Source organism: Microvirga sp. BF8 (assembly GCF_059888585.1).
This window is the reverse complement of record NZ_CM187619.1, coordinates 3,388,984-3,409,838: the sequence shown is the minus strand read 5'-3', so window position 1 is coordinate 3,409,838 and position 20,855 is coordinate 3,388,984. Positions and strand designations below refer to the sequence as shown.

20 protein-coding genes are annotated in these 20,855 nt (G+C 65.3%); 10 read left to right on the top strand and 10 right to left on the bottom strand.

Annotation, left to right across the window (positions count from 1 at the left end):
* Positions 1-3 precede the first annotated feature (3 nt).
* Positions 4-651, bottom strand: coding sequence for a hypothetical protein (locus AC522E_RS16140; protein WP_500747277.1), 648 nt, complete (start codon positions 649-651; stop codon positions 4-6).
* Between the two features lie 316 nt (positions 652-967).
* Here AC522E_RS16140 and AC522E_RS16135 point away from each other — a divergent pair, with 316 nt between their 5' ends.
* Together AC522E_RS16135 and AC522E_RS16130 are read left to right on the top strand one after the other, a co-directional pair.
* Positions 968-1,618, top strand: a complete 651-nt coding sequence (locus tag AC522E_RS16135; protein ID WP_500747276.1) for a trna delta -isopentenylpyrophosphate transferase — start codon at positions 968-970, stop codon at positions 1,616-1,618.
* 91 nt (positions 1,619-1,709) lie between these two features.
* On the top strand, positions 1,710-1,883 hold the full coding sequence (locus AC522E_RS16130) for a hypothetical protein (RefSeq protein ID WP_500747275.1): 174 nt from the start codon (positions 1,710-1,712) through the stop codon (positions 1,881-1,883).
* On the opposite strand, the gene AC522E_RS16125 is transcribed toward AC522E_RS16130, so the two are convergent.
* Complete coding sequence (locus tag AC522E_RS16125; protein ID WP_500747274.1) at positions 1,826-3,766, bottom strand: glycosyltransferase family 2 protein; 1,941 nt, start codon at positions 3,764-3,766, stop codon at positions 1,826-1,828. The genes AC522E_RS16130 and AC522E_RS16125 overlap by 58 nt on opposite strands.
* Before the next feature lie 88 nt (positions 3,767-3,854).
* Here AC522E_RS16125 and AC522E_RS16120 point away from each other — a divergent pair, with 88 nt between their 5' ends.
* Positions 3,855-4,670: a transporter substrate-binding domain-containing protein gene (locus AC522E_RS16120; protein WP_500750728.1), complete on the top strand. Its 816-nt coding sequence runs from the start codon at positions 3,855-3,857 to the stop codon at positions 4,668-4,670.
* Positions 4,671-4,733: 63 nt separating this feature from the next.
* On the top strand, positions 4,734-6,467 hold the full coding sequence (locus tag AC522E_RS16115) for a lysine--tRNA ligase (RefSeq protein ID WP_500747273.1): 1,734 nt from the start codon (positions 4,734-4,736) through the stop codon (positions 6,465-6,467).
* Between the two features lie 105 nt (positions 6,468-6,572).
* Here AC522E_RS16115 and AC522E_RS16110 read toward each other — a convergent pair whose 3' ends face one another.
* On the bottom strand, positions 6,573-7,208 hold the full coding sequence (locus tag AC522E_RS16110) for a S24 family peptidase (protein WP_500747272.1): 636 nt from the start codon (positions 7,206-7,208) through the stop codon (positions 6,573-6,575).
* Positions 7,209-7,369: 161 nt separating this feature from the next.
* Between AC522E_RS16110 and AC522E_RS16105 the strand changes: the two genes are divergently transcribed.
* Both AC522E_RS16105 and AC522E_RS16100 read left to right on the top strand, forming a co-directional pair.
* A complete protein-coding gene (locus AC522E_RS16105; protein WP_500747271.1) occupies positions 7,370-7,714 on the top strand; it encodes a DUF952 domain-containing protein in 345 nt (114 codons plus the stop codon).
* Positions 7,711-8,796 carry a quinone-dependent dihydroorotate dehydrogenase gene (locus AC522E_RS16100; protein WP_500747270.1) on the top strand — a complete coding sequence of 362 codons (1,086 nt, stop codon included), beginning with the start codon at positions 7,711-7,713 and terminating at the stop codon, positions 8,794-8,796. The genes AC522E_RS16105 and AC522E_RS16100 overlap by 4 nt, the downstream gene beginning before the upstream one ends.
* Before the next feature lie 22 nt (positions 8,797-8,818).
* Here the strand turns inward: AC522E_RS16100 and AC522E_RS16095 are convergent, their stop codons facing one another.
* Positions 8,819-10,159 (bottom strand): MATE family efflux transporter, encoded by a 1,341-nt coding sequence (locus AC522E_RS16095; RefSeq protein WP_500747269.1) that lies wholly within the window; start codon positions 10,157-10,159, stop codon positions 8,819-8,821.
* A gap of 8 nt (positions 10,160-10,167) precedes the next feature.
* On the bottom strand, positions 10,168-10,428 hold the full coding sequence (locus AC522E_RS16090; RefSeq protein WP_500747268.1) for a DUF6460 domain-containing protein: 261 nt from the start codon (positions 10,426-10,428) through the stop codon (positions 10,168-10,170).
* A 96-nt stretch (positions 10,429-10,524) separates the two neighbouring features.
* Between AC522E_RS16090 and AC522E_RS16085 the strand changes: the two genes are divergently transcribed.
* The gene (locus tag AC522E_RS16085) at positions 10,525-11,466 is read left to right on the top strand and encodes an alpha/beta hydrolase (protein WP_500747267.1); all 942 of its coding nucleotides are present in this window, start codon (positions 10,525-10,527) and stop codon (positions 11,464-11,466) included.
* A 19-nt stretch (positions 11,467-11,485) separates the two neighbouring features.
* Here the strand turns inward: AC522E_RS16085 and AC522E_RS16080 are convergent, their stop codons facing one another.
* From AC522E_RS16080 to AC522E_RS16065, 4 genes are all read right to left on the bottom strand, one after another.
* Positions 11,486-12,157, bottom strand: coding sequence for a response regulator (locus AC522E_RS16080; RefSeq protein WP_500747266.1), 672 nt, complete (start codon positions 12,155-12,157; stop codon positions 11,486-11,488).
* A 142-nt stretch (positions 12,158-12,299) separates the two neighbouring features.
* Complete coding sequence (locus tag AC522E_RS16075) at positions 12,300-12,758, bottom strand: secondary thiamine-phosphate synthase enzyme YjbQ (protein WP_500747265.1); 459 nt, start codon at positions 12,756-12,758, stop codon at positions 12,300-12,302.
* Complete coding sequence (locus AC522E_RS16070) at positions 12,755-14,551, bottom strand: cisplatin damage response ATP-dependent DNA ligase (protein WP_500747264.1); 1,797 nt, start codon at positions 14,549-14,551, stop codon at positions 12,755-12,757. Before AC522E_RS16070 ends, AC522E_RS16075 begins: the two co-directional genes overlap by 4 nt.
* On the bottom strand, positions 14,548-15,618 hold the full coding sequence (locus tag AC522E_RS16065) for a ligase-associated DNA damage response exonuclease (RefSeq protein ID WP_500747263.1): 1,071 nt from the start codon (positions 15,616-15,618) through the stop codon (positions 14,548-14,550). The genes AC522E_RS16070 and AC522E_RS16065 overlap by 4 nt, the downstream gene beginning before the upstream one ends.
* A 101-nt stretch (positions 15,619-15,719) precedes the next feature.
* Here AC522E_RS16065 and AC522E_RS16060 point away from each other — a divergent pair, with 101 nt between their 5' ends.
* Complete coding sequence (locus AC522E_RS16060) at positions 15,720-16,649, top strand: methyltransferase domain-containing protein (RefSeq protein ID WP_500747262.1); 930 nt, start codon at positions 15,720-15,722, stop codon at positions 16,647-16,649.
* Positions 16,650-16,655: 6 nt separating this feature from the next.
* On the opposite strand, the gene AC522E_RS16055 is transcribed toward AC522E_RS16060, so the two are convergent.
* On the bottom strand, positions 16,656-17,477 hold the full coding sequence (locus AC522E_RS16055; protein WP_500747261.1) for an SDR family oxidoreductase: 822 nt from the start codon (positions 17,475-17,477) through the stop codon (positions 16,656-16,658).
* Positions 17,478-17,625: 148 nt separating this feature from the next.
* On the opposite strand from AC522E_RS16055, the gene AC522E_RS16050 reads away from it, so the two are divergent.
* Together AC522E_RS16050 and pdeM are read left to right on the top strand one after the other, a co-directional pair.
* Positions 17,626-20,151 carry a ligase-associated DNA damage response DEXH box helicase gene (locus tag AC522E_RS16050; protein ID WP_500747260.1) on the top strand — a complete coding sequence of 842 codons (2,526 nt, stop codon included), beginning with the start codon at positions 17,626-17,628 and terminating at the stop codon, positions 20,149-20,151.
* The gene (gene pdeM / locus AC522E_RS16045) at positions 20,148-20,849 is read left to right on the top strand and encodes a ligase-associated DNA damage response endonuclease PdeM (RefSeq protein WP_500747259.1); all 702 of its coding nucleotides are present in this window, start codon (positions 20,148-20,150) and stop codon (positions 20,847-20,849) included. The genes AC522E_RS16050 and pdeM overlap by 4 nt, the downstream gene beginning before the upstream one ends.
* The last annotated feature ends 6 nt before the right edge of the window (positions 20,850-20,855 follow it).

Genomic DNA, 20,855 nt, shown 5'->3' with positions numbered 1-20,855 from the left:
CGGTCAGAACGCGAAGGGATCCGAGTAGGGCAGGCGGCGCCGGCGCACCGATGTCTCGGGCAGGATCGGGCGGCTGATATCAACGGCGATCAATCCCTCGCAGGCGAGGGCCAGAACCGCCGCGACGCCATCTGCGCTGTTCATGACCGCGCCCGCGCAATCGACGAGCCGCATCGTTCCGGTTTCATCGAGCTGGTGCAGGATGCGTACCCTGTCCCCGGCCGTCACGAGGGTGCGCCTGCACGCCATGATGAGACGCACCGTCGTGAAGCGTGGTTCCGCACGAATGCTCGCGGCAGTCTCGAAGGCGAAGGGACGCCCGTCTGCGGCAATGGATCCATGGATCGCGGCTGCGCGCAGGGGATGCCGCGTCAGATCCTCCTCCGTGACGATATCGACGAGGGACGCGGCTCCGTCACGAACGATCTCGAAATCCGCCACGTGCTCCATCGTCTCGCCTCCCAGGTCGAAGCTCGCCGGGGATGCAGGGGCCTGGAGAGCCTCGATCTCGGGATCGAGCTCGCAGAGCGCGAGAAAGTCGGCGACCAGAGACGGGCGGGTCGGGGCCGCGGCCGGACTTTTGCGGGCGCGGCGTGGCCCGCCACGGGAGATGCGCCGCGACGGGAGATCGAGAATGGCTTGCGCTGACATCAAACCTCCAGCGTGACAGTCTCAGGGACCGGAGACCTACATGGCATTCGCCCAGAAAGTGAATGCGAACAAATATAGAACAAGAGCGAGGCCGTCAATTCTCGCGCAGTTCCTGCGCGAGCGGGAACTTGGGTGTGCGCTCCGGACCGCTACGCATGACCTTGGGGCAAAACGACGCTGCACCCAACATACTTGAAATTAAAGGGTTTTAACCTTGGCAATACTGACTTGTAATTGGACTGATCGACCCCGATTTGCTATAGAACAAACAAAGAACGGACGCGTGTCCGGTGACCGTTCGCAGTGAGGATCGACGATGAATACGACAGACAAGAAGATTGCCGAGGTTCTGGCGAAATTCGGCGAGCCGATGGCCGGAAACGTCTGGCGCGTCCAAGGCACGGCCGTGATCTATCACAAGGCTCTCGAGCGCATTGCGGCGCACGCAGCCATCCAGTTCGAGCCCCCGACGATCGTGCGAGCCGAGCGCGATGAAGCCGTCATCCTGGTCACCGGCCGGATGGGCGAGCGCCTGGAATGGTCGATCGGCGAAGCGTTGGTCGGGACGAATTACCGCGTCTCCGGCAAGCAGGCGGCCTACGTCTATGCCATGGCCGAGAAGCGGGCGAAGGATCGGGTGATCCTCAAGCTTATCGAGCTCCACGGTCTCGTCTATTCCGAGGAAGAGGCGGACGAGTTCAAGAACAGCCGGCCCTCCCAGGCCGAGCCGCCGGCCGAAGCCGACAGGAACGCAGTCGAGGTCGTCGGGCCGGAGGGCCAGGTCGAGGCGGAGCTGAGGCAGAAGATCGCAAAGGCGAAGACCATCAACGCCGTGACGGACCTGATGCTGCACGCGGATACCCAGCGGATCCTGAACGACCTTCCGGAAGGCATCCGCGACGAGATCCGGGACTGTGCCAAGGCGCGCCTCGTGGAACTTGGCTGGCCGACCAAGAAGGCGGCCTGATTGCACATGGGAAGGGGACGATCGCTCACCCCTTCCCATATCGGCTCATGGTTGGGTATGATCGCTCCATGCGGCAGCGGAACGGCACGGCATGAGCATCAACAGCGAAGCATCCACACCTGACAGGCAGGAGCGGCTGATCGGTCGCATCCTGATCGTGGCCGCCGCCCTGTGCCTCATCGGCGCCGGAGGCCTGCTCTGGTGGCGTCAGGGTGCAGCCGTGTTCAGCGACGTCGTCTCCTCCGCCCTGGCCTGGTGTTTCTGAAGCAGTCCGGTGCGTGACGTGCGCGCCAGCCCGTGGCTGGTCTTGTTCCAGCGGAACGGTTCCCGCACCACTTCCCACAAGGCTCGCCAGGCGGCCGCGCTTACGAGCATGTAGTAGATCGGCAGCAGCGGCACCCAAGGCAGCAGCCGCCACAGGCGCCGGCGCTTGAGAGCGACGAAGGCGGGAAGAATGATCGCGGCCATTCCCATGACGAACAGGGTGCTGCTTCCCGCACGCAGAAGCGGCGAGTGCTGCGACACGCCTGGGAGAACGACGCCGTCCCAAGCCGCGACGAAGAGCAAGGTGAAGAACGGAAAACCGAGGGCGCTCAAGACCGCGCCAAAGGTCAGAACGCCGGCGCCTATGCTGCGCCATGGCCCGAGCTGCGCGAAAGTCCGCCAAGGTTTGCGCGAATGGCTGACGCAGGTCTGCATGAAACCCTTCATCCAACGGGTGCGCTGATTCATCCATGCGCCGAGCGTGGCGGGAGCCTCCTCGAGCGTCGAGGACGGCAGATCCCAGACCCGATAGCCCATTCTCGCCAGGCGGATGCCGAGATCAGCGTCCTCCGTCACGTTCCAGGCATCCCAGCCATGGACCCGCCGGAGCAGATCGGTCCGAAAGTGGTTGGACGTCCCGCCGAGAGCGATGGGACTTCCGATCTCGGCGAGACCCGGATTGAACACGTCGAAGAGCGCCGCGTATTCGATCGTGAACAACCGCGTGAGCCAGGTATCGTCCGTATTGTCGATGGTGAGCCTTGCCTGGAGGCAGGCGACCTCCGGCGGCGCAACGGCGAAGAGCGCCGCGGCATGGCGGAGCTGACCGGGATCCGGTACATCCTCGGCATCGTAGATGACGGTGTAGTGGCCGCGCGCAAGGGGAAGGGCGATGTTCAGCGCCCGCGGCTTGGTGCGCGGATGGCCAGGGGGCGCGACGATCACCTCGATGAAGCCCGGCATCGGGATGGCGGCAAGAGCAGCCAGCGTTTCCGGGTCGTCCGCTTCGAGGACGAACTTGATGTCGAGCTTGGCGGCCGGATAATCGAGCCGCGCCAGCGCCGTCACAAGCCGGATCGCGATCCGCTGCTCCCGGTACAGGGGCGCGATGATCGTATAGACCGGCAGCCCGGAATCGCCCTCGCGGCTGATCGGTCGGGAGGGCGTGATCCCGTTGTTCAGAAGCCCTGCTGCCAGACGCAAGGTGACCGCTGCGAGGAAGAGCGGACTCATCAAGGCGGCTAAACTCGTCAGGGTCGGTCCCGGGGCGGCGATGCTGCCATAGGAGATCATGAACGAAAGAATGCCCAGCACGGTCACATGGCCTGGGCCAAGTCCATCGCGGATCGACAGGTCCGGAGCCCGCCCACAAAGCGCGTTCGCGCCTTGATCGGCGATGGTGTGGGATTTAGCCCGAAGGACGGCGTCCCTCAGCCGTGTCGGCGTCGTGACCACGAGCGTCCTGCCGAGCTCGGCCCGATGCCGCAGGAGCTGTGACAAGGCCGGGCCGGAGGGGGCAACGGCAAAGGAATCCGTGCGCTGCATCGGTGCAAGACCGGCGAGGATGCTCTCGGGATAGCGGCACTGTCCGGACAGGCATGGCGCGAGAGTGAAGGGAAGGCCGAGTTCCCGGGCGAGAGCACGGTAGAAGCTCGTTTCGTCGACGAGACCGTGTTTCAGAAGGAAGACATCCGCCGAGACACCCGAGGCCTCGGCGAAAACGGCCGCATCCTGGAGCGCGCTGGGGGGATATCCATGGGCGGCGAGAAAACCGATCTCGAACGGCAGTCCCGACGGAACGAGAGTTGACTGTCGGCCTTCCTCCGCTAGACCCTCCTTCTCAGGGGCGAGCGGCGTTTCAGGATATGGCGGGACGGCTTGCAAGAGGTGACGATTGCCAAAACGATATAAAGTTGCCTTATTCGTCGCTCGCGTCGTCCGAAAGATCAATGCCCTCACCCTAGGGCAGGTCCTGCTGTTTCTGAGTTTGTCCCTGTCCAGCCTGGCGGCCGCCCAGGCGCAGGACATCGCAATACCGAACTTCTGGGACCCGCGGGCGCAGCTCGAGCGTCCGGATCTGACAGGGCTGCGCCCGATCCGCTTTCTGATCGATGATGACTTCCCGCCTCTGCATTTCAGCGGAATCGATGGCAATCCGACGGGCTTGTCGGTGGAACTCGCCCGGGCCGCATGCGAGCGCCTGGCCATCACCTGCACCATTCAGGTCCGCCGCTTCGACACCCTGCTTGACGCCCTTGCGGACCGGCAGGGGGATGTGGTGGCTGCCGCCATTCCCGTGACCGCGTCGCTCCGGCAGCGTTTTGCGGTGACGTCGCCCTACTTCAAGATTCCCGCCCGCTTCGCGGTGAAAAAGGATCGCAACCAGCCGCCGCCCCGTGCGAAGGCGCTGGCCGGCAAGACGATCGGCGTAGTCGGAGGGACCGCGCACGAGGCCTACGCCAAAGCGTTCATGGCAGAAGCCAGCCTTAAGCCGTTCCAGGATCTGTCCGACGCGCAGGAGGCCCTGAAGGCGGGGCAGATCGATTACCTGTTCGCCGAGGGACTCGGCCTCGCGCTCTGGATCGGTGGAGAGGATTCCGCCGGGTGCTGTGACTTCGTCGGCGGCCCCTATCTGGAAAGCCGCTTCTTCGGCGAGGGCATCGGCTTCATCGTCCGCCAGGATGAGGAAAACCTGCGCCGCGCCTTCGATTACGCGCTCCAGCAGCTCTGGAAAGAGGGCAAATATGCGGAACTCTACCTGCGCTTCTTTCCCGTCAGCCCCTTTTAAGCCGCATTGACCCTGGACAGCACGGTCCCTAGTGTGCCGCGTTTTCCATCAGCTTTTGGTCACATGTCTCACCCTCTTTCTCTCGACCCCGCCCTGATCGACGCCGCTCAAACCGCGACCGCCTGGCCCTTCGAGGAGGCGCGCAAACTTGTGGAGCGGCTCAAACGGACGGGAAAGAAAGAGGTGCTGTTCGAAACCGGCTATGGCCCCTCGGGCCTGCCGCATATCGGGACCTTCGGCGAGGTCGCTCGCACCAGCATGGTGCGGCATGCCTTCCGCGTGCTGACCGGCGACACGATCCCGACGCGGCTCTTCGCCTTCTCGGACGACATGGACGGCCTGCGCAAGGTGCCCGACAACATCCCGAACAAGGAACTGGTCGGCGCCTCCCTCGGCAAGCCCCTGACCCAGGTGCCGGACCCATTCGGCACCCATGAGAGCTTCGCCCACCACAACAACGCGCGCCTGCGCGAATTCCTCGACGCCTTCGGCTTCGACTACGAGTTCCTGTCGGCGACCGAGTGCTACCGCTCGGGCCGGTTCGATAAGACCCTGCTCACCGTGCTGGAGCGCTACGATGCCGTGATGGCCATCATGCTCCCGTCCCTGCGCGAGGAGAGGCAGCAATCCTATTCGCCGTTCCTGCCGATTCATCCGAAGACCGGAATCGTGATGCAGGTGCCCATCGACGAGCGCAAGCTCGACGCGGGAACCATCGTCTGGCGCGATCCGGAGACGGGCGAGCGCTTCGAGACGCCGGTGACCGGCGGGCATGCCAAGCTGCAATGGAAGCCCGACTGGGCCATGCGCTGGGTTGCTCTGGGCGTCGATTACGAGATGGCCGGCAAGGATCTGATCGACAGCGTCAAGCTTTCCGGCGAGATCGCCAGGGCGCTCGGCGGCCTGCCGCCGGAAGGCTTCAACTACGAGCTCTTCCTGGACGAGAAGGGTCAGAAGATCTCCAAGTCCAAGGGCAACGGCCTCACCATCGACGAGTGGCTCACCTATGGCACGCCGGACAGCCTTGGGCTGTTCATGTTCAGCAAGCCCCGCGAGGCGAAGAAGCTTTATTTCGACGTGATCCCCCGGCAGGTGGACGATTATCTGACCTTCCTGGAGAAGTATCCCGCGCAGGACGCCAAAGCGCGCCTCATGAACCCGGTCTGGCATCTCCATGCCGGCCATCCGCCGGCGCCCGAACTGGTGGCCGCGGGCGGCGGCAATCAGCCCGGCACGACGATCTCTTTCTCCATGCTGCTCAACCTGGTGGCAGTGGCGAACTCGGAGGATCCCGGCGTGATCTGGGGCTTCATCCGGCGCTATGCGCCAAACGTCTCGCCGGAAACCCACCCCCGGCTCGACAGCCTCGTGAAGCGTGTCGGACGCTATTTCGAGGACTTCGTGAAGCCGCAGAAGGCCTATCGCATGCCCGATGAGGTCGAGGCGGCATCCCTGCGACACCTCTGGGAGGTTCTGGGCGCCTTCGAGAACGGCGAGCGCCCGGTCACGGCCGAGGCGATCCAGGAGGAAATCTACAATGTCGGCCGGGCCGAGCCCCGCTATCAGGACCTCAAGGCCAAGGGCGCCACGCCCGAGCGCCCCGGCGTCTCCATCGAGTGGTTCAACACGATCTATCAGGTGCTGCTCGGTGAGCCGCGCGGTCCGCGCTTCGGATCCTTTGTCGCCCTGTTCGGTGTTAAGGAAACGCGGGACCTGATCCAGAAGGCTCTCGAGGGCAAGCTCGTGAGCGGGCACGAGGCGTTCCTGAAAGCGAGGAATGCGGAGCGCGCGGCCTAGAGAAACTCGCGCAAGGGCACGCATCGGCTTCGCGCGAAACGCGATCCGGCGGCAACGAAAGAGCGTTCTTTCCGAGCCCGCCGGAACAGGCGCCCGAACTCGCTGCTATTGCCGCGCCCACATGATCCGGGCGACCCAGGCGACCTCTTCGGCCGGGATCACCCGATCCTCGACGCCCGGCTCGAACGCCGCAAGTTCCAGGGTCTTGGCGGAGCGGCGCCGGAGTTCCTTCGCCAGGATCTCACCGCTTGCCAGACGCACAATCACCCGATCGCCCTTGCGCATGCCCGCGGTGGGCGAGACGATCAGGATGTCGCCGTCCCGGTAGAGAGGCGCCATGGCATCGCCGGTCACCTCGAGGGCAAATACCTTTTCCTGGCCGAAATCCGGAAAATCGATCTCGTCCCATCCGGGTCCGCCGACCGGCAGGCCCTCTTCGGTGAAAAGCTTGGCGCCTGAGGCCGCCTGCGTCAGGCTGACCAGGGGGATCGTGGAACGGCGCAGTGAGCCGGAGGGCTCCACGAGACGCAGGAAATCCTCCAGCGTGGCCCCGGTCGCGCGCAGGATCTTCGCGATCGACTCGGTCGAAGGCCAGCGATCCCGGCCTTCGGGACTGGTGCGCTTTGATTTGTTGAAACTCGTGGCATCGAGTCCGGCCTTGCGGGCGAGGCCCGATGCGGTCATGCCGTGGCGGGAAGCCAGAGCATCGATAGCGGCCCAAACGCGATCATGAGACAACATATGATGAACCTTCGAGAGGCGCCAAAAACTCTACTGGAAACCGAACCTATGATTAGGAATTAAGGTTGTTCTATGGCTCGCACAACGGAGAACAAGGTCTAGCGACAACGCGTCCAGGTTCAGGTTGCTCCGGCGAGGGTCCGGCGCTACTCAAAAGCGCTATGGCAATCATCTATAAAATCTGTTCGCAACCGCTCTGGAAGGCTGCCGAGGCGGCAAATGTCTTCGCAGGTGCGCCCATCGATGCGAAGGATGGGTACATCCATTTATCCACCGCATCTCAGGTCCGCGAAACGGCGGAGAGACATTTCGCCGGGCAGGCCGATCTGCTTCTCGTTGCCGTGGACGACGAGCGCCTTGGCCCAGCCCTGCGCTATGAACCGTCCCGGGGAGGCGACCTGTTCCCGCATCTCTATGCGCCTCTTCCTCTCTCCGCGGTCCTCTGGGTCAAGCCCTTGCCGTTGGGTGCGGACGGAGGGCATGTCTTTCCGGATCTCGCCGCATGATCACAAGCCTGTTTCCCTTTGCGAAAAAGGTGCTGCACGCGCTCGATGCTGAGACCGCTCATCAATTGACGATCCGCAGCCTGTCGCTGATGCCGGTCACCCGGCCGGAACCCGACGACCCCCGGCTCGCCATCGAGGTCTTCGGTCGACACTTTTCGAACCCGGTCGGACTCGCTGCGGGTTTCGACAAGCAATGCGAGGTTCCCGATCAGCTCCTGTCGCTGGGTTTCGGCTTCGTCGAGCTCGGCGGCGTCGTGCCGAAACCACAGGAAGGAAACCCGCGCCCGCGGGTTTTCCGCCTCCCGCAGGATGAGGCGGTCATCAATCGCTTCGGTCTCAACAGCGAGGGGCTGGCTGCTGCCCGTCGTCGTCTGACGGCGCGGCGCGGCCGACCCGGAATCGTCGGGGTCAATATCGGCGCCAACAAGGATTCCGGCGACCGTATCGCCGACTATGCCCTGTGCATCCGCGACCTCGCGGGACTCGTCGATTTTCTCACCATCAACGTGTCGTCGCCGAACACCCCGGGTCTGCGCGATCTGCAGGGCGAAGCGTTTCTCGACGATCTTCTCGCGCGTTGCATCGAGGCACGGGACAAGGCCGATCAGGGCCGTCCGAAAACGACCATCCTCCTCAAGATCGCACCCGATATTTCGCTCGAAACGCTCGATGCCATCGTCGCGACAGCGCTGCGCCGCGGTGTCGATGGGCTGACGGTGTCGAATACCACCATCGCGCGTCCGGACCAGCTCAGGGACAAAGCCCTCGCGAAGGAAACCGGCGGCCTGTCCGGCAGGCCGCTTTTCGAGCCCTCGACGAGGCTGCTTGCCCAGACATTTCTCCGTGTCGAGCGCAGGCTTCCCCTCGTCGGTGTCGGCGGCGTCGGCTCCCCCCAAACGGCCTGGGCGAAGATCCGGGCGGGGGCGAGCCTCGTGCAGCTCTATTCCGCTCTGGTCTACAAGGGTCCCGGCCTCATCGGCGAGATCAAGCAAGGCATCCTGGAGACCCTCGCAAAGGAAGGTACTTCCCTGGATCGGGCCATCGGACGCGATGCCGCCGAGATCGCGGAGGGCCGGTTCTGAACGGAGCACGGCTCGGATCCGATCAGGCTTCGTGGCGCGGGAACGTCCTGCGCATCAGCCGGGGCCAGAGCAGAGCCTGTCCCAGGCCGCGGGTGCCGAGAAAGACCAGGAGCGCTATCCACAGTCCGGTATTGCCGAGCGACCCTGCTGCGAAGAGCACTGCGCCATATGCCATAAGGGCAATCAGCATGAGATCGCGCATGGCCTTCGTCCAGGTCGCACCCGTATAGATCCCGTCGAAGGCGAAGGCGGCTGCGCCGATCAGCGGGGTCAGCGCCGCGTAGGCCAGATAGTCACGGGCATAAACCCGGACATCCGCGCTGGTCGAGACGAAGTCGATGAATGCCCCGCCGCCGACCAGGAAGAGGCTGGAGACCGCAAGGCCGAAGCCGATGCTCCAGCCGAGGCTCAAGACAACCGCGCGGTTGAAGCTGCGCTCGTCACGGGCGCCGATGCTCTGTCCGCACAGGGTCTCCGCGGCCGTGGCGAAGCCGTCGAGAAAATATCCGCCGATCAGGAACATGTTGTAGAGCACGGCATTCGCGGCCAGCGTCACGTCGCCGGAGCGTGCGCCAAAAGCGCTGAAGATGCCGAAGGCCAGCATCAGCGCCATGTTGCGGATCATGATGTCCCGGTTCATGCTCAATGTCTGCAGCATCGCCGTGCGGTCGAGAATCTCGTGCCGCTCCACCGCGAATGGATTGGAACCCAACCGCCGCAGCACGGCGATTCCGAGGCCGACGCCGAAGACTTCCGCGATCGCCGTGCCGATGGCCGCGCCCGCGACGCCCCAGTGGAAGATCAGGACCAGGGCAGAGGTCAGGAGGATGTTCGCCACGTTGATGGCGACCTGCAGGAACAGGCCGAGATCCGTGCGGCCGCGTCCGAGCGTCGAGCCGAGGATGACGTAGTTCGCCAGCGTGAAGGGGGCCGCCCAGATGCGGATATAGAAATAGGTCGCGAGCGCCACCTTCACTGCCGCGCTTGCGCCGGTCAGCGGAAAGGCGACCATCGCGATCGGCCATTGCAGCAGGATCAGGAGAAGGCCGGTGACGACAGCGACGAGGAGGGCGCGACCGAGCGCACGGTCCACCTCGTGCCTGTCGCCGGCCCCGGTGGCCTGGGCGGTCATGCCGGCGGTCGCCATGCGCAGGGACCCGAAGCTCCAGAACACGAAATCGAAGACCACGGCGCCCAGGGCAACGGCCCCGAGAAGATGCGCCTCGCCCAGTCGGCCGATCACCGTGGCATCGACGAGGCCGAGCAGCGGCGTCGTCACGTGCGACAGGGTCATGGGCAGCGCCAGCGCGAGCATGCGCCTGTGCGTGACGGTGACCCGCCGTGAGGAAATGGAGCCTTCCATGGTTGCTCTCAGTGGCGGCCGAAGAGACGCGCGATCAGCCAGAGGGGAACGACGATGACGGCGCCGTAGAGAATCCAGCGCCCGACCTCGATCACCGTATCGAGGCTGAGGCCGAGAAGCGAGCGCAGCCAGTTGTAGATGCCCTCGACCAGGCCGAAGGGCGTAATGTCGAGAAAGGCCATGAAGGCGCCGACGAGCAGTGACAGGAAGATCAGCTTGACCAGCACCGAGCCCGGCGAGCCACCGAGAAATCGGGTCACATTGGACATTGTCCCATCCTTATCCCCTCGCGCTGCTGGACCGCAGCCTTTGCGTGTGCTTCATCGCAAGGGTCGACGATGAACGCAACCTCACTTGAGCTTGGCATGATCGATCCCACCCTCTTCGACCCCTCCTGCGTCAGCGACGAAATCAAGTCCCAGAATGCGGAAATCCTGGCCCGGCTGTCCGCCTCGCCGGATCCGTGGTCGGTGCCGCTCGCCCTGGTGCGCGAGCGACGACGGCAGGGGATCGGCCCGTTCCCACCCATGCCGAAGAGCCCGCGCGCGCAGGTCATCGAGATCGAAGGCCCCGCCGGTCCGCTCCAGCTCCGGATCGTCGCCCCGGCCAACCCGAAAGGCATCTATCTCCATATCCATGGCGGCGGCTGGACCTGGGGCACCGCAGACGAACAGGACCCCTATCTCGACCGCATGGCCGACAAGTGCGGCCTTGCCGTGGTATCCGTCGAATACAGCCTTGCACCGGAGAATCCCTATCCCGCCGCCCACAACGATTGCGAGGCCGCCGCGCTCTGGGTCGTCCGTGAGGGCACGAGGCGCTTCGGCACGGACCGTCTCTTCATCGGCGGCGAGTCGGCCGGCGCGCATCTCTCCGCTGCGACGCTGCTGCGCTTGCGCGACCGGCATGGCCTGACGCCGTTTCGCGGCGCGAACCTCTTCGCCGGCTGCTACGATCTCAGCCTCACACCGAGCGTCGTAAACTGGGGACCGGACAAACTCGTGCTCAACACCCGGGACGTCCGGATCTTCGCCGATAATTTGTGCGGCCCTCTGGCTGACAGGCGCGATCCCGACCTGTCGCCCCTATATGCCGATCTCGAAGGAATGCCTCCGGCGCTGTTCTCGGTCGGAACCAGGGATCTCCTGCTCGACGATAGCCTCTTCATGGCGGCGCGGTGGGCATCCTTCGCCAACAAGTCCGACCTCGCCGTCTGGCCAGGCGGCTGCCATGTCTTCATCCGCTATGAGAGCGCGATGGCCGAACGGGCCCTCTCGCGCATCGACGCGTTCGTGAACGGGCTCTGACAGGGTCGAGCGGGACGCCTCATTCGGCGCTGGCGGGGGAGGGGCGCTGGGTCACGCCGATCTTGGCAGCGGCGATCACCGCCTGGGTGCGGCTGTCGACGCCGAGCTTGTCGAGGATGGCCGAGACGTGGGCCTTCACTGTCGCTTCCGAAACCGAGAGTTCGTAGGCGATCTGCTTGTTGAGAAGTCCTTCGGAGAGCATCGTCAGCACGCGGACCTGCTGCGGGGTCAGCGTGGCGAGGCGACGCACGAGATCGGCGGTTTCCTTGTCCTCGGCCGCCGAGAGGTCCACGTCGGGCGGCGTCCAGATGTCGCCGGCGAGCACGGCGCCGATGGCGCCCCCGATGCTGTCGATGTCGATGGATTTCGGAATGAAGCCCGAGGCGCCGAATTCCATGGCGCGGCGGATGACAGTCGCCTCCTCGGTCGCCGAGACGATGACCACCGGGAGCTCGGGATGCTGGGCTCTCAGGGAGAGGAGGCCGGAGAAGCCTTGCACTCCCGGCATAGTCAGGTCGAGAAGGATCAGGTCGATATCACGCTCATGCCCGAGGGCGGTATGGAGGTCATCCATGCCGTTGGCCTCGATGACCCGGGCCTTCGGCATGATGGAGCCGATCGCCTGTCGCAATGCGCCGCGGAACAGCGGATGGTCGTCGGCGATGATGATCGTGGTATTTTGACCTTGCACTCTGGTGTCTCCCACGCAACTCCCTGAGCCTTAGCCACATCCCCCGTGAAATGGCAAGGCGAGGAGGGCGCAGCGCCCCATTCTAGCCGAAACTCCAGCCGAATGGAGCAGGAAAACCAAGCGTGACAGGCGTAGGAACCGGTCAGGCCCCGATGAGATGAAACAGGATATCGCGGCAATGCGGCCTGTCCCGATGCTCGACGAGGAACACGCCCTGCCAAGTGCCCAACGCCATCTGGCCTTCCGTTACGGGAATACTCAGTGACGATCCGGTCAGCACGGTCCGGACATGGGCCGGCATGTCATCCGTGCCCTCGGTGGCGTGGACGTAGGTCGCGTCGCGGGGCGCCAGCCGGTCGAAGGCGGTGAGCAGATCCCGGCGCACGTCCGGGTCGGCATTCTCCTGGATGAGGAGGGAGGCCGAGGTATGGCGGCAGAAGACGGTCAGGATCCCGTGCAGGATCCCGGTTCCCAGCACCCACCGGGCGGCAGGCTCCGTCAGCTCGGTAAAGCCTTGGCCCTGCGTCTCGACCATGAGGCGCCCCATGGCCTGCTGGGTCACGCTGCCGTCAGTGAGGGTTTCAATTGCCAGCACGGTCATGATGCCTCACCCTCCGTCCCGCCGATCATACGCCCCTTGAGGGGATGGATCTCCTTCTCGCCGCGGTCGAGGATCTTTTCCAGGGTCTCGATCCGGTCCGCCTCCGCCGCCGGCTTGTCCCAGCGAATCCGATTGATCCGGGGAAATCGCATGGCGACGCCGGATTTGTGGCGGGTCGAACGCTGCAGGCCTTCGAAGGCGACCTCGAGCACCAGGCCGCGATCCTTGCCATACTCGACCTCCCGCACAGGACCGAACCGGTTGACAGTATGGTTGCGGACGTAGCGGTCGAGCTTCAGCAGTTCCTCGTCCGTGAAGCCGTGATAGGCCTTGCCGACAGGCACGAGTTCCTCACCACCCGGCCCGTCGCGCCAGACGCCGAAGGTGTAGTCGGAGTAATAGGATGAGCGCTTTCCGTGCCCGCGCTGGCCATACATCATCACCGCGTCCACCAGATAGGGATCGCGCTTCCATTTGTACCAGTAGCCCTTGGGGCGCCCGGGAAGATAAGGGCTGTCCGCCCGCTTGATCATACAGCCTTCGATCGCGTCGGCATCGGGGCCCGCGCCGACGGATGCGGGGTCGGACCGGGCCGCGGCGAGAACCTCCCAAGACGAAAACTCCACGAGGGGTGACAGGTCGATGCGGGGATCGTCAAGCCGGACGACAAGGGCTTCGAGGCGCCGCCGCCGCTCCTCGAATGGCAGGTGCCGGAGGTCTTCGTCCCCTTCGGTGAGGATGTCGTAGACCCGCAGATGGGCCGGAAACTCGGCCATGAGCTTGGGCGTCACGGCCTTCCGGTTCAGGCGCTGTTGGAGCACGTTGAAGCTCTGCACGCGGCCGTCACGGACGATCAGGAGCTCTCCATCGATCGCCCCTTCGAAATCGAGGGCTTCCACCAGATCCGGAAAAGCCCGCGATACGTCCTCGCCGGTTCGGGAATAGATGCGTCTGACGAGGCGGCCGTCGCTCGCGCGGCCCGAGACCGCCTGCAGGCGGATGCCGTCCCATTTCCATTCTCCCAGGAACTCGGTGGCGTCGAGCTTGGCGAAATCCTCCTCTTCGAGCGGATGCGAAAGCATCGGCGGGCGGAACGGGGCTGGATTGGTGGATTCGGGCTTTTGCGCGCGGCCTTCGACCCAGGCGAAAAGATCCGCATAGGGTGGCTCCAGGCCGTGCCAGATCAGCTCCACCTCGTCGGCGTCGACGCCACCGATCTGTGCGACGGCAGTCTTCGCAAGGCGGGCGGAGACACCGACGCGCAGCTCACGGGTGATGAGCTTCAGCAGCGCCCATCGGCCGGTCTCGTCGAGCGCGTCGAGCCAACCGGCGACGCGGGCCGGCAGCTCGCTCTTGCCTGCGGTCGCCAGAGTCTCGACAACCTCGGAAATGGTCGGGACATGGAGGGGCGGGTTGTTGTGACCGAGACCGGGCTCGACCTGCCCTTTCTCCTCCTGTGGGAGAGAGACAGAAAGGGGATGAGCGCTGGTCCCTCCCGCGTGAATGAAGGAGGCATGCGTCGGATGGGGCCAGATCAGCGCTGTCGTCTCCGCAAGGTCGCCCACATAATGGTAGGACATCCGGAACAGGACCGGGTCAGTGCGCTCCTCCACCAGGCCCCGGATCAGGCCCGGTTTGGCCTCCTTGAACATCAGGGAATTCGTGAGTGCAGCCAACGCGTAGCCGCGGTCCGGGTCAGGCGTGTGGGTGAAGTAATCCACGAGAAGACGCAGCTTGGCATTGCGGCGCGGCTCGTAGGCGAGCCGGTCGAGGAGCGCGGCGAAGCGGTTCATGCGATCCCCCCTTCATCCTCCCCGCGGGGCGGAGTGGGAGCGGGAGCCGCCGCCTCTGCCTCGCCCTCGTCGCCGTAACCCAGCATATGCAGGGGCCGCGCTTTGATGCCCTGCTGGGTGCACCAATGGACGAGGGCATCCTCCTGGCCATGGGTCACCCAGACCTCGCCTGCGCCGGTCTCGACGATCGTGCGGCAGAGATCGTCCCAGTCGGAATGGTCGGAAATGACGAGCGGCAGCTCGACGCCCTTCTGGCGCGCCCGGGCCCGCACCCGCATCCAGCCGGAGGCGAAGCAGGTGACAGGATCGGGAAAGCGTCGAGACCAGAGGTCCTGGATGGCGGAGGGCGGGCAGATCACGATGGCCCCCGCGAGCCGGGACCGCTCTCCAGCGACGACCTTCGGTGTCTCGCCCAGCGGCACGCCCTCCAACTTGTAGAACTCCGTCAGCCGCTCCATGGCGCCGTGCAGGTAGATCGGTCGCTCGTAGCCCTCCTCCCGCAGCAGAGCCATGACCCGTTGTGCCTTGCCCAGCGCATAGGCGCCGACGATGTGGGTGCGCTCCGGGAAAAGATGGACGGAATCGAGGAGCCTGCGTACCTCGCCGCGGGTATCCGGGTGGCGGAAGACCGGCAGGCCGAAGGTCGCTTCGGTGATGAAGACATCGCAGGGCACGACCTCGTAGGGAAGGCAGGTCGGATCCTCGGCGCGCTTGTAGTCGCCGGAGACGACGACGCGCGTGCCGCCGGCCTCGACCGTGATCTGCGCCGAGCCGAGCACGTGGCCCGCCGGGGTGAAGCGCACCGTCGCATCGCCAAGGCGGATGCTCTCGCCCAGCCGAGCTTCCTGGATCGTTCCCGCGAAATCATCGCCATAGCGCACGCCCATGATCCGCAGGGTCTCGCGCGTTGCCAGGACCGAACGATGCCCCGACCTGGCGTGGTCGGAATGCCCGTGGGTGATCAGCGCCCGCTTCACCGGCCTGATCGGGTCGATGTGGAAGTCCCCAAGGGGGCAGTAAAGCCCTTGCGGGGTCTGTTTGAGGATGTCGGTGGAACGCAGCGCCATGTACTGGGAATATAGGACCTCGCACAGAGAATTTCAGGGCAGGGCCCACTATCCGTTCATCGGATTGACAGTGTTTTCGCTCTCGCTCATGGCATGGCGCCATGAGTCCTGCTTCGATCTATCGCTCCTCCGGCGATCTTCTTGCCGACCGCCGATACGAATACGCTCGCGGAGCCTTCGACGAGAAGGATTTCGCGTGTGCGGCCGATCTCGCGCGCCAGGTTCTGGATCTGGCTCCCGGTTTCGCCGCCGCCCATGCCCTTCTCGGACGCGCCGCGATGGGACTCGGACAGCCCGAGGCAGCGGCGGAGGCGCTCCGGCAGGCCCTGTCCCTGGAGCCCGAGGACACGCTCGGCGTCGGCCTCGATCTGGCGCGGCTGGGAATCGTCGCCCCGGGCGAGGCCGTGTCCGAGGGCTACGTCCGGGCGCTCTTCGACGACTACGCGCCGCGCTTCGAGCGGCACCTCGTCCGGACCCTTTCCTATCGCGGGCCGGAACTCCTCGTCGATGCCTTGCGCCGGGCGTGCTCCATCCGTATGCGCCCGGACCGTTTCGGCACGACCTACGATCTCGGCTGCGGCACCGGGTTGATGGCAAGAGCCCTGGAGGGACGCTGTTCCCGGATCGAAGGGGTCGATCTCTCCCCCGGAATGCTCGACAGGGCACGCCGGGAAAAGCTCTACGACGCACTCCACGAGGGCGGGCTCGTCGCCTTTCTCGGGCGGTGCGAGACCGGGGCCGCCGATCTCGTTCTCGCAGCGGACGTGTTCGTCTACATGGCGGCACTCGATGCCGCCTTTCGGGGAATCGCGCGCGTGCTGAAGCCGGGCGGGCTTTTCGCCTTCACGGTTCAGGCCCATGAGGGCGAGGGGTTCGTCCTCGGCGAGGACGCACGCTACGCCCATGGCGAGGCTTATCTGCGCGCGCTCGCCGCCGAGGCGGGGTTCCACTCCGTGCTGTTCGAACACCTTGCGATCCGGGAGGACCACGGGCGGCCGGTCCCCGGCTTCCTTGTCGTCCTGGAGCGGTGACCGACCTCAGGCTGCGGCGGGTTTCGAGGGATGCGGAGCGCTCTCGTAGCAGCCCAGCACGGACTGGTCGAAATCGATGATGGAGCCGGTCATGAGGCCGGATTCGCCGCTCGCCAGAAAGGCGACGCTGCGGGCCACCTCCGCCGGGTCGAGCAGGCGGCCGAAGGGCTGGGCCTCGGCCGCCTTCTCCAGCCAGCCATCCTGCGCGCCGTGATAGGTGCGCATGATCCGATCCTCGCCCGGCGTGCTCATCCAGCCGATGTTGAGCCCGTTCACGCGGATCCGCCACGGCATCAGGCTGAAGGCCGCATTCTTCGTGAGCGTCGCCAGCGCGCCCTTCGAACCGCAATAGGCCGAGATGAAGGGCTGGCCGCCATGGGCAGACATGGACAGGATGTTGACGATCGACCCTTCGATCTTCTCACGCCGCATGATCTTGGCCGCCTCCTGCATGAGGAAGAATGGCGCGCGCACATTGACCGCGAACATGCGGTCGAAAAGTTCCGGACTGGTGTCGAAGATCGTACCGCGATCCGTCATGCCGGCTGCGTTCACGAGCACATCGACGCGGCCAAAGACCGTGTCTGCCCTTGCGGCGACGTTGCGCGCCTGCTCGACCTCGGCGAGGTCGGCCTGCACGAATTCCGCGCGGCAGCCTTGGGCGGAGAGATCCCTTGCCACCGCTTCGCCCCTGGCCGCGTCGCGGCCGCAGATCACGACCCCGGCCGCGCCGCGCTCGGCGAGGGTGCGGGCAATGGTCTCCCCGAGGCCCTGGGTGCCTCCTGTGACGATGGCAACGGCGTTCTTGAATGGGGCTTGCTGCGACATGGCGTTGTTATGATGGTGTCAGGATGATCGGGCGAACAAAGTGAACCGGCTCAGGAAGGAGGGCAAGCGGGCCTTGGCGGCATCCACACATGAAGCAGGATTTCCCGAGCCATGGCGGAATCCGCCGGACAACCTATCTTGAGGGTCGATGCAGAAATCCCCCTCGCCGATTCTCCCGAAAATCTTCCGTGACTGGTTCGAGGCCCGGGGCTGGGAGCCGCGGGCGCATCAGCTCGACCTCGTAACCAAGGCGCGGTCCGGGCGCTCGGTACTCCTCGTCGCGCCCACGGGGGCGGGCAAGACCCTGGCCGGCTTTCTGCCGAGCCTCGAGGAGCTGGCGGAGCGGGACGCGCGAGGTCGCGAGAAACACGCCCTCCACACACTCTACATTTCCCCCCTGAAGGCCCTGGCCACCGACGTCGCCCGCAACCTTGAAATTCCCGTGCAGGAAATGGCGCTGCCGATCCGCATCGAGACCCGGACGGGGGATACCCCGGCCCACAAGCGGGCCCGGCAGATCGAGCGTCCCCCGGACATTCTGCTGACGACGCCGGAACAGCTTGCCCTCCTGCTCGCCCACCGCGAGGCAGGGGACCTGTTCAAGGGTCTGCGCCGGGTGGTCCTCGACGAACTGCATTCCCTGGTCACATCGAAGCGCGGCGACCTTCTCTCGCTCGACCTTGCGCGGCTGTATTCGCTCGCGCCGGATCTGACGGCCGTCGGGCTGTCGGCCACCGTGCGCGAGCCGGACGAGTTGCGGAAGTTCCTGGTGCCGCAGGGCCGCATGCGCAGCTCTCCGGAGCACGGTGGCGTATCCCTCGCCGACCTCGTCGTCGTCCAAGGCGGCGCCGCGCCCGACATCCGCATGCTCGATCTGAAGGAGCGTCTGCCGCTTGCCGGACATACGGCCGCCCTGTCGATGCCGGCAATCTACGAATTGATCCGCCGGCACAAGACGACCCTCGTCTTCGTCAATACCCGCATGCAGGCGGAATACACGTTCCAGGAACTCTGGAATCTCAACGAGGACGGCCTGGCGATCGCCCTTCACCACGGCTCCCTCGACGTGTCGCAGCGTCGCCGGGTCGAGGAAGCCATGATCGCCGGCAGGCTGCGGGCCGTGGTCTGCACCGCGACCCTCGACCTCGGCATCGACTGGGGAGACGTGGATCTCGTGGTGAATGTCGGCGCCCCGAAGGGGGCGTCGCGCATCATGCAGCGCATCGGGCGCTCGAACCATCGCATAGACGAGCCGTCCAAGGCCTATCTGGTGCCCGCCAACCGCTTCGAGATCCTCGAATGCCGGGCTGCCCTCGACGCGGTTCACGAGGCGGCGCAGGATACGCCGGACGCCCGGATCGGCGCCCTCGACGTGCTCTGCCAGCATATCCTCGGCATGGCCTGCGCGGAGCCGTTCCGTCCAGAGGAGCTTTATGAGGAAATCCGCTCCGCCGCTCCCTACGCCAACCTGACCTGGGAGGATTTCGAGGCCTGCGTCGCCTTTGTCGCAACCGGCGGATACGCCCTTCGCGCCTATGAGCGCTTCGCCAAGATCGTGAAGGGCAAGGACGGATTCTGGCGCGTGCGGGATGCCCGCGTGGCGCAGCAATACCGGATGAATGTCGGCACCATCGTCGAAGCGACCATGATCAAGGTGCGCCTCGGCAAGACAAGTCGCTCCCGGCCCGGCACCGTGCTGCCGCGCGGAAGAATTCTGGGCGAGGTCGAGGAATATTTCGCCGAAACCCTGACGCCCGGGGACACCTTCCTGTTCGCGGGGGAAGTCCTGCGGTTCGAGGGTATCGGGGAGGATGCGGCTCTCGTCACCCGCGCGAGCCCCGGGACGGATCCGAAGATCCCGTCCTATGAGGGCGGGAAGTTCCCGCTCTCCACCTTCCTGGCTGCGCGGGTGCGGGAAATCCTCGCCGACCCCTTCGAATGGGACCGCCTGCCGGCGCAGCTGACCGATTATCTCCTCCAGCAGCGCCGCCGCTCCCTAGTGCCGGGTCCGCGGGATCTTCTGGTCGAGACCTTTCCACGGGCCGGGCGCTACTACATGACCTGTTTCCCCTTCGAGGGGCGGCTGGCACACCAGACGCTGGGCATGCTTCTCACACGGCGTCTCGAACGGGCCGGGTTGAAGCCCCTCGGCTTCGTCGCCAACGATTACGGGCTGGCGGTCTGGGGCCACGGCGACGTAGCGGCGCGGGTCGGGCGCGAGCCCGGTTTCCTCGACGAGCTGTTCTCGGAAGACATGCTGGGCGACGATCTCGAGGATTGGCTCGCCGAGGCGGCGCTGATGAAGCGCACCTTCCGTCATTGCGCGGTGATCGCAGGGTTGATCGAGCGCCGGTTCCCCGGCCAGGAGAAAACCCAGCGGCAGGTGACGATCTCGACCGATCTCGTCTACGACGTGCTGCGCAAGCACGAGCCCGACCACGTCCTGCTGCGCGCGGCGCGCGCCGATGCGGCAACGGGACTCCTCGACGTGAGGCGGCTCGGCATGCTGCTACAGCGTATCCGGGGGCGAATCATTCACAAACCGCTCGACCGGGTTTCTCCCTTAAGCGTGTCCGTCATGCTGGAGATCGGCCGCGAGCGCGTCTATAGCGATGATGCGGACGAGATTCTGGCCGAGGCGGAAGCGGCGCTTCTCGACGAGGCTATGGCGTGACGGCTTTGCTCAAGAACAAAAAGACAACAACCGAGATCGGACTGAGCGGACGGGCGGCGATCCTGGACCTGACGGGCGCTCTCTACCTGCCGGACGAGAATGCGCTTCTCGTAGCCGATCTCCATTTCGAGAAAGGCTCCTCCTTTGCCCGCCGCGGCATGATGCTGCCGCCCTACGACACCCGCGAGACGCTGCTCGCCCTGAGGGAGGTCGTCTTCCGTATCGATCCGCGGATCGTCATCGCCCTCGGCGACAGCTTCCACGACGTCGGGGGCCCGGACCGTTTGGGGGACGAGGAGCGCGCCACTCTGGCCGATGTCCAGAACGGCAGGGACTGGATCTGGGTCACAGGAAATCACGATCACACCCTGCCGGCGAGTATCGGGGGCCAGGTCGTTCCTGAACTCGCCATGGGTCCGCTCATGCTGCGCCATGAGCCGTTGGAGGGTGCGCAAACTGAAATCGCCGGGCATCTTCACCCGGTCGGAAAGGTGGTGATGCGGGGCCGCTCGACACGGCGACGCTGCTTCCTGACGGACGGTTCGCGCTGCGTCATGCCGGCGCTCGGGGCCTATGCAGGCGGCCTGAACGCCTGCGACATGGCTTTCAAGCCCCTTTTCCCGAAGGGCTTCACCGCGCATCTGATCGGAACGGAGCGGATCTTTGCCATTGCCAAATCCATGCTCTGCCGGGACTGAGCGGCT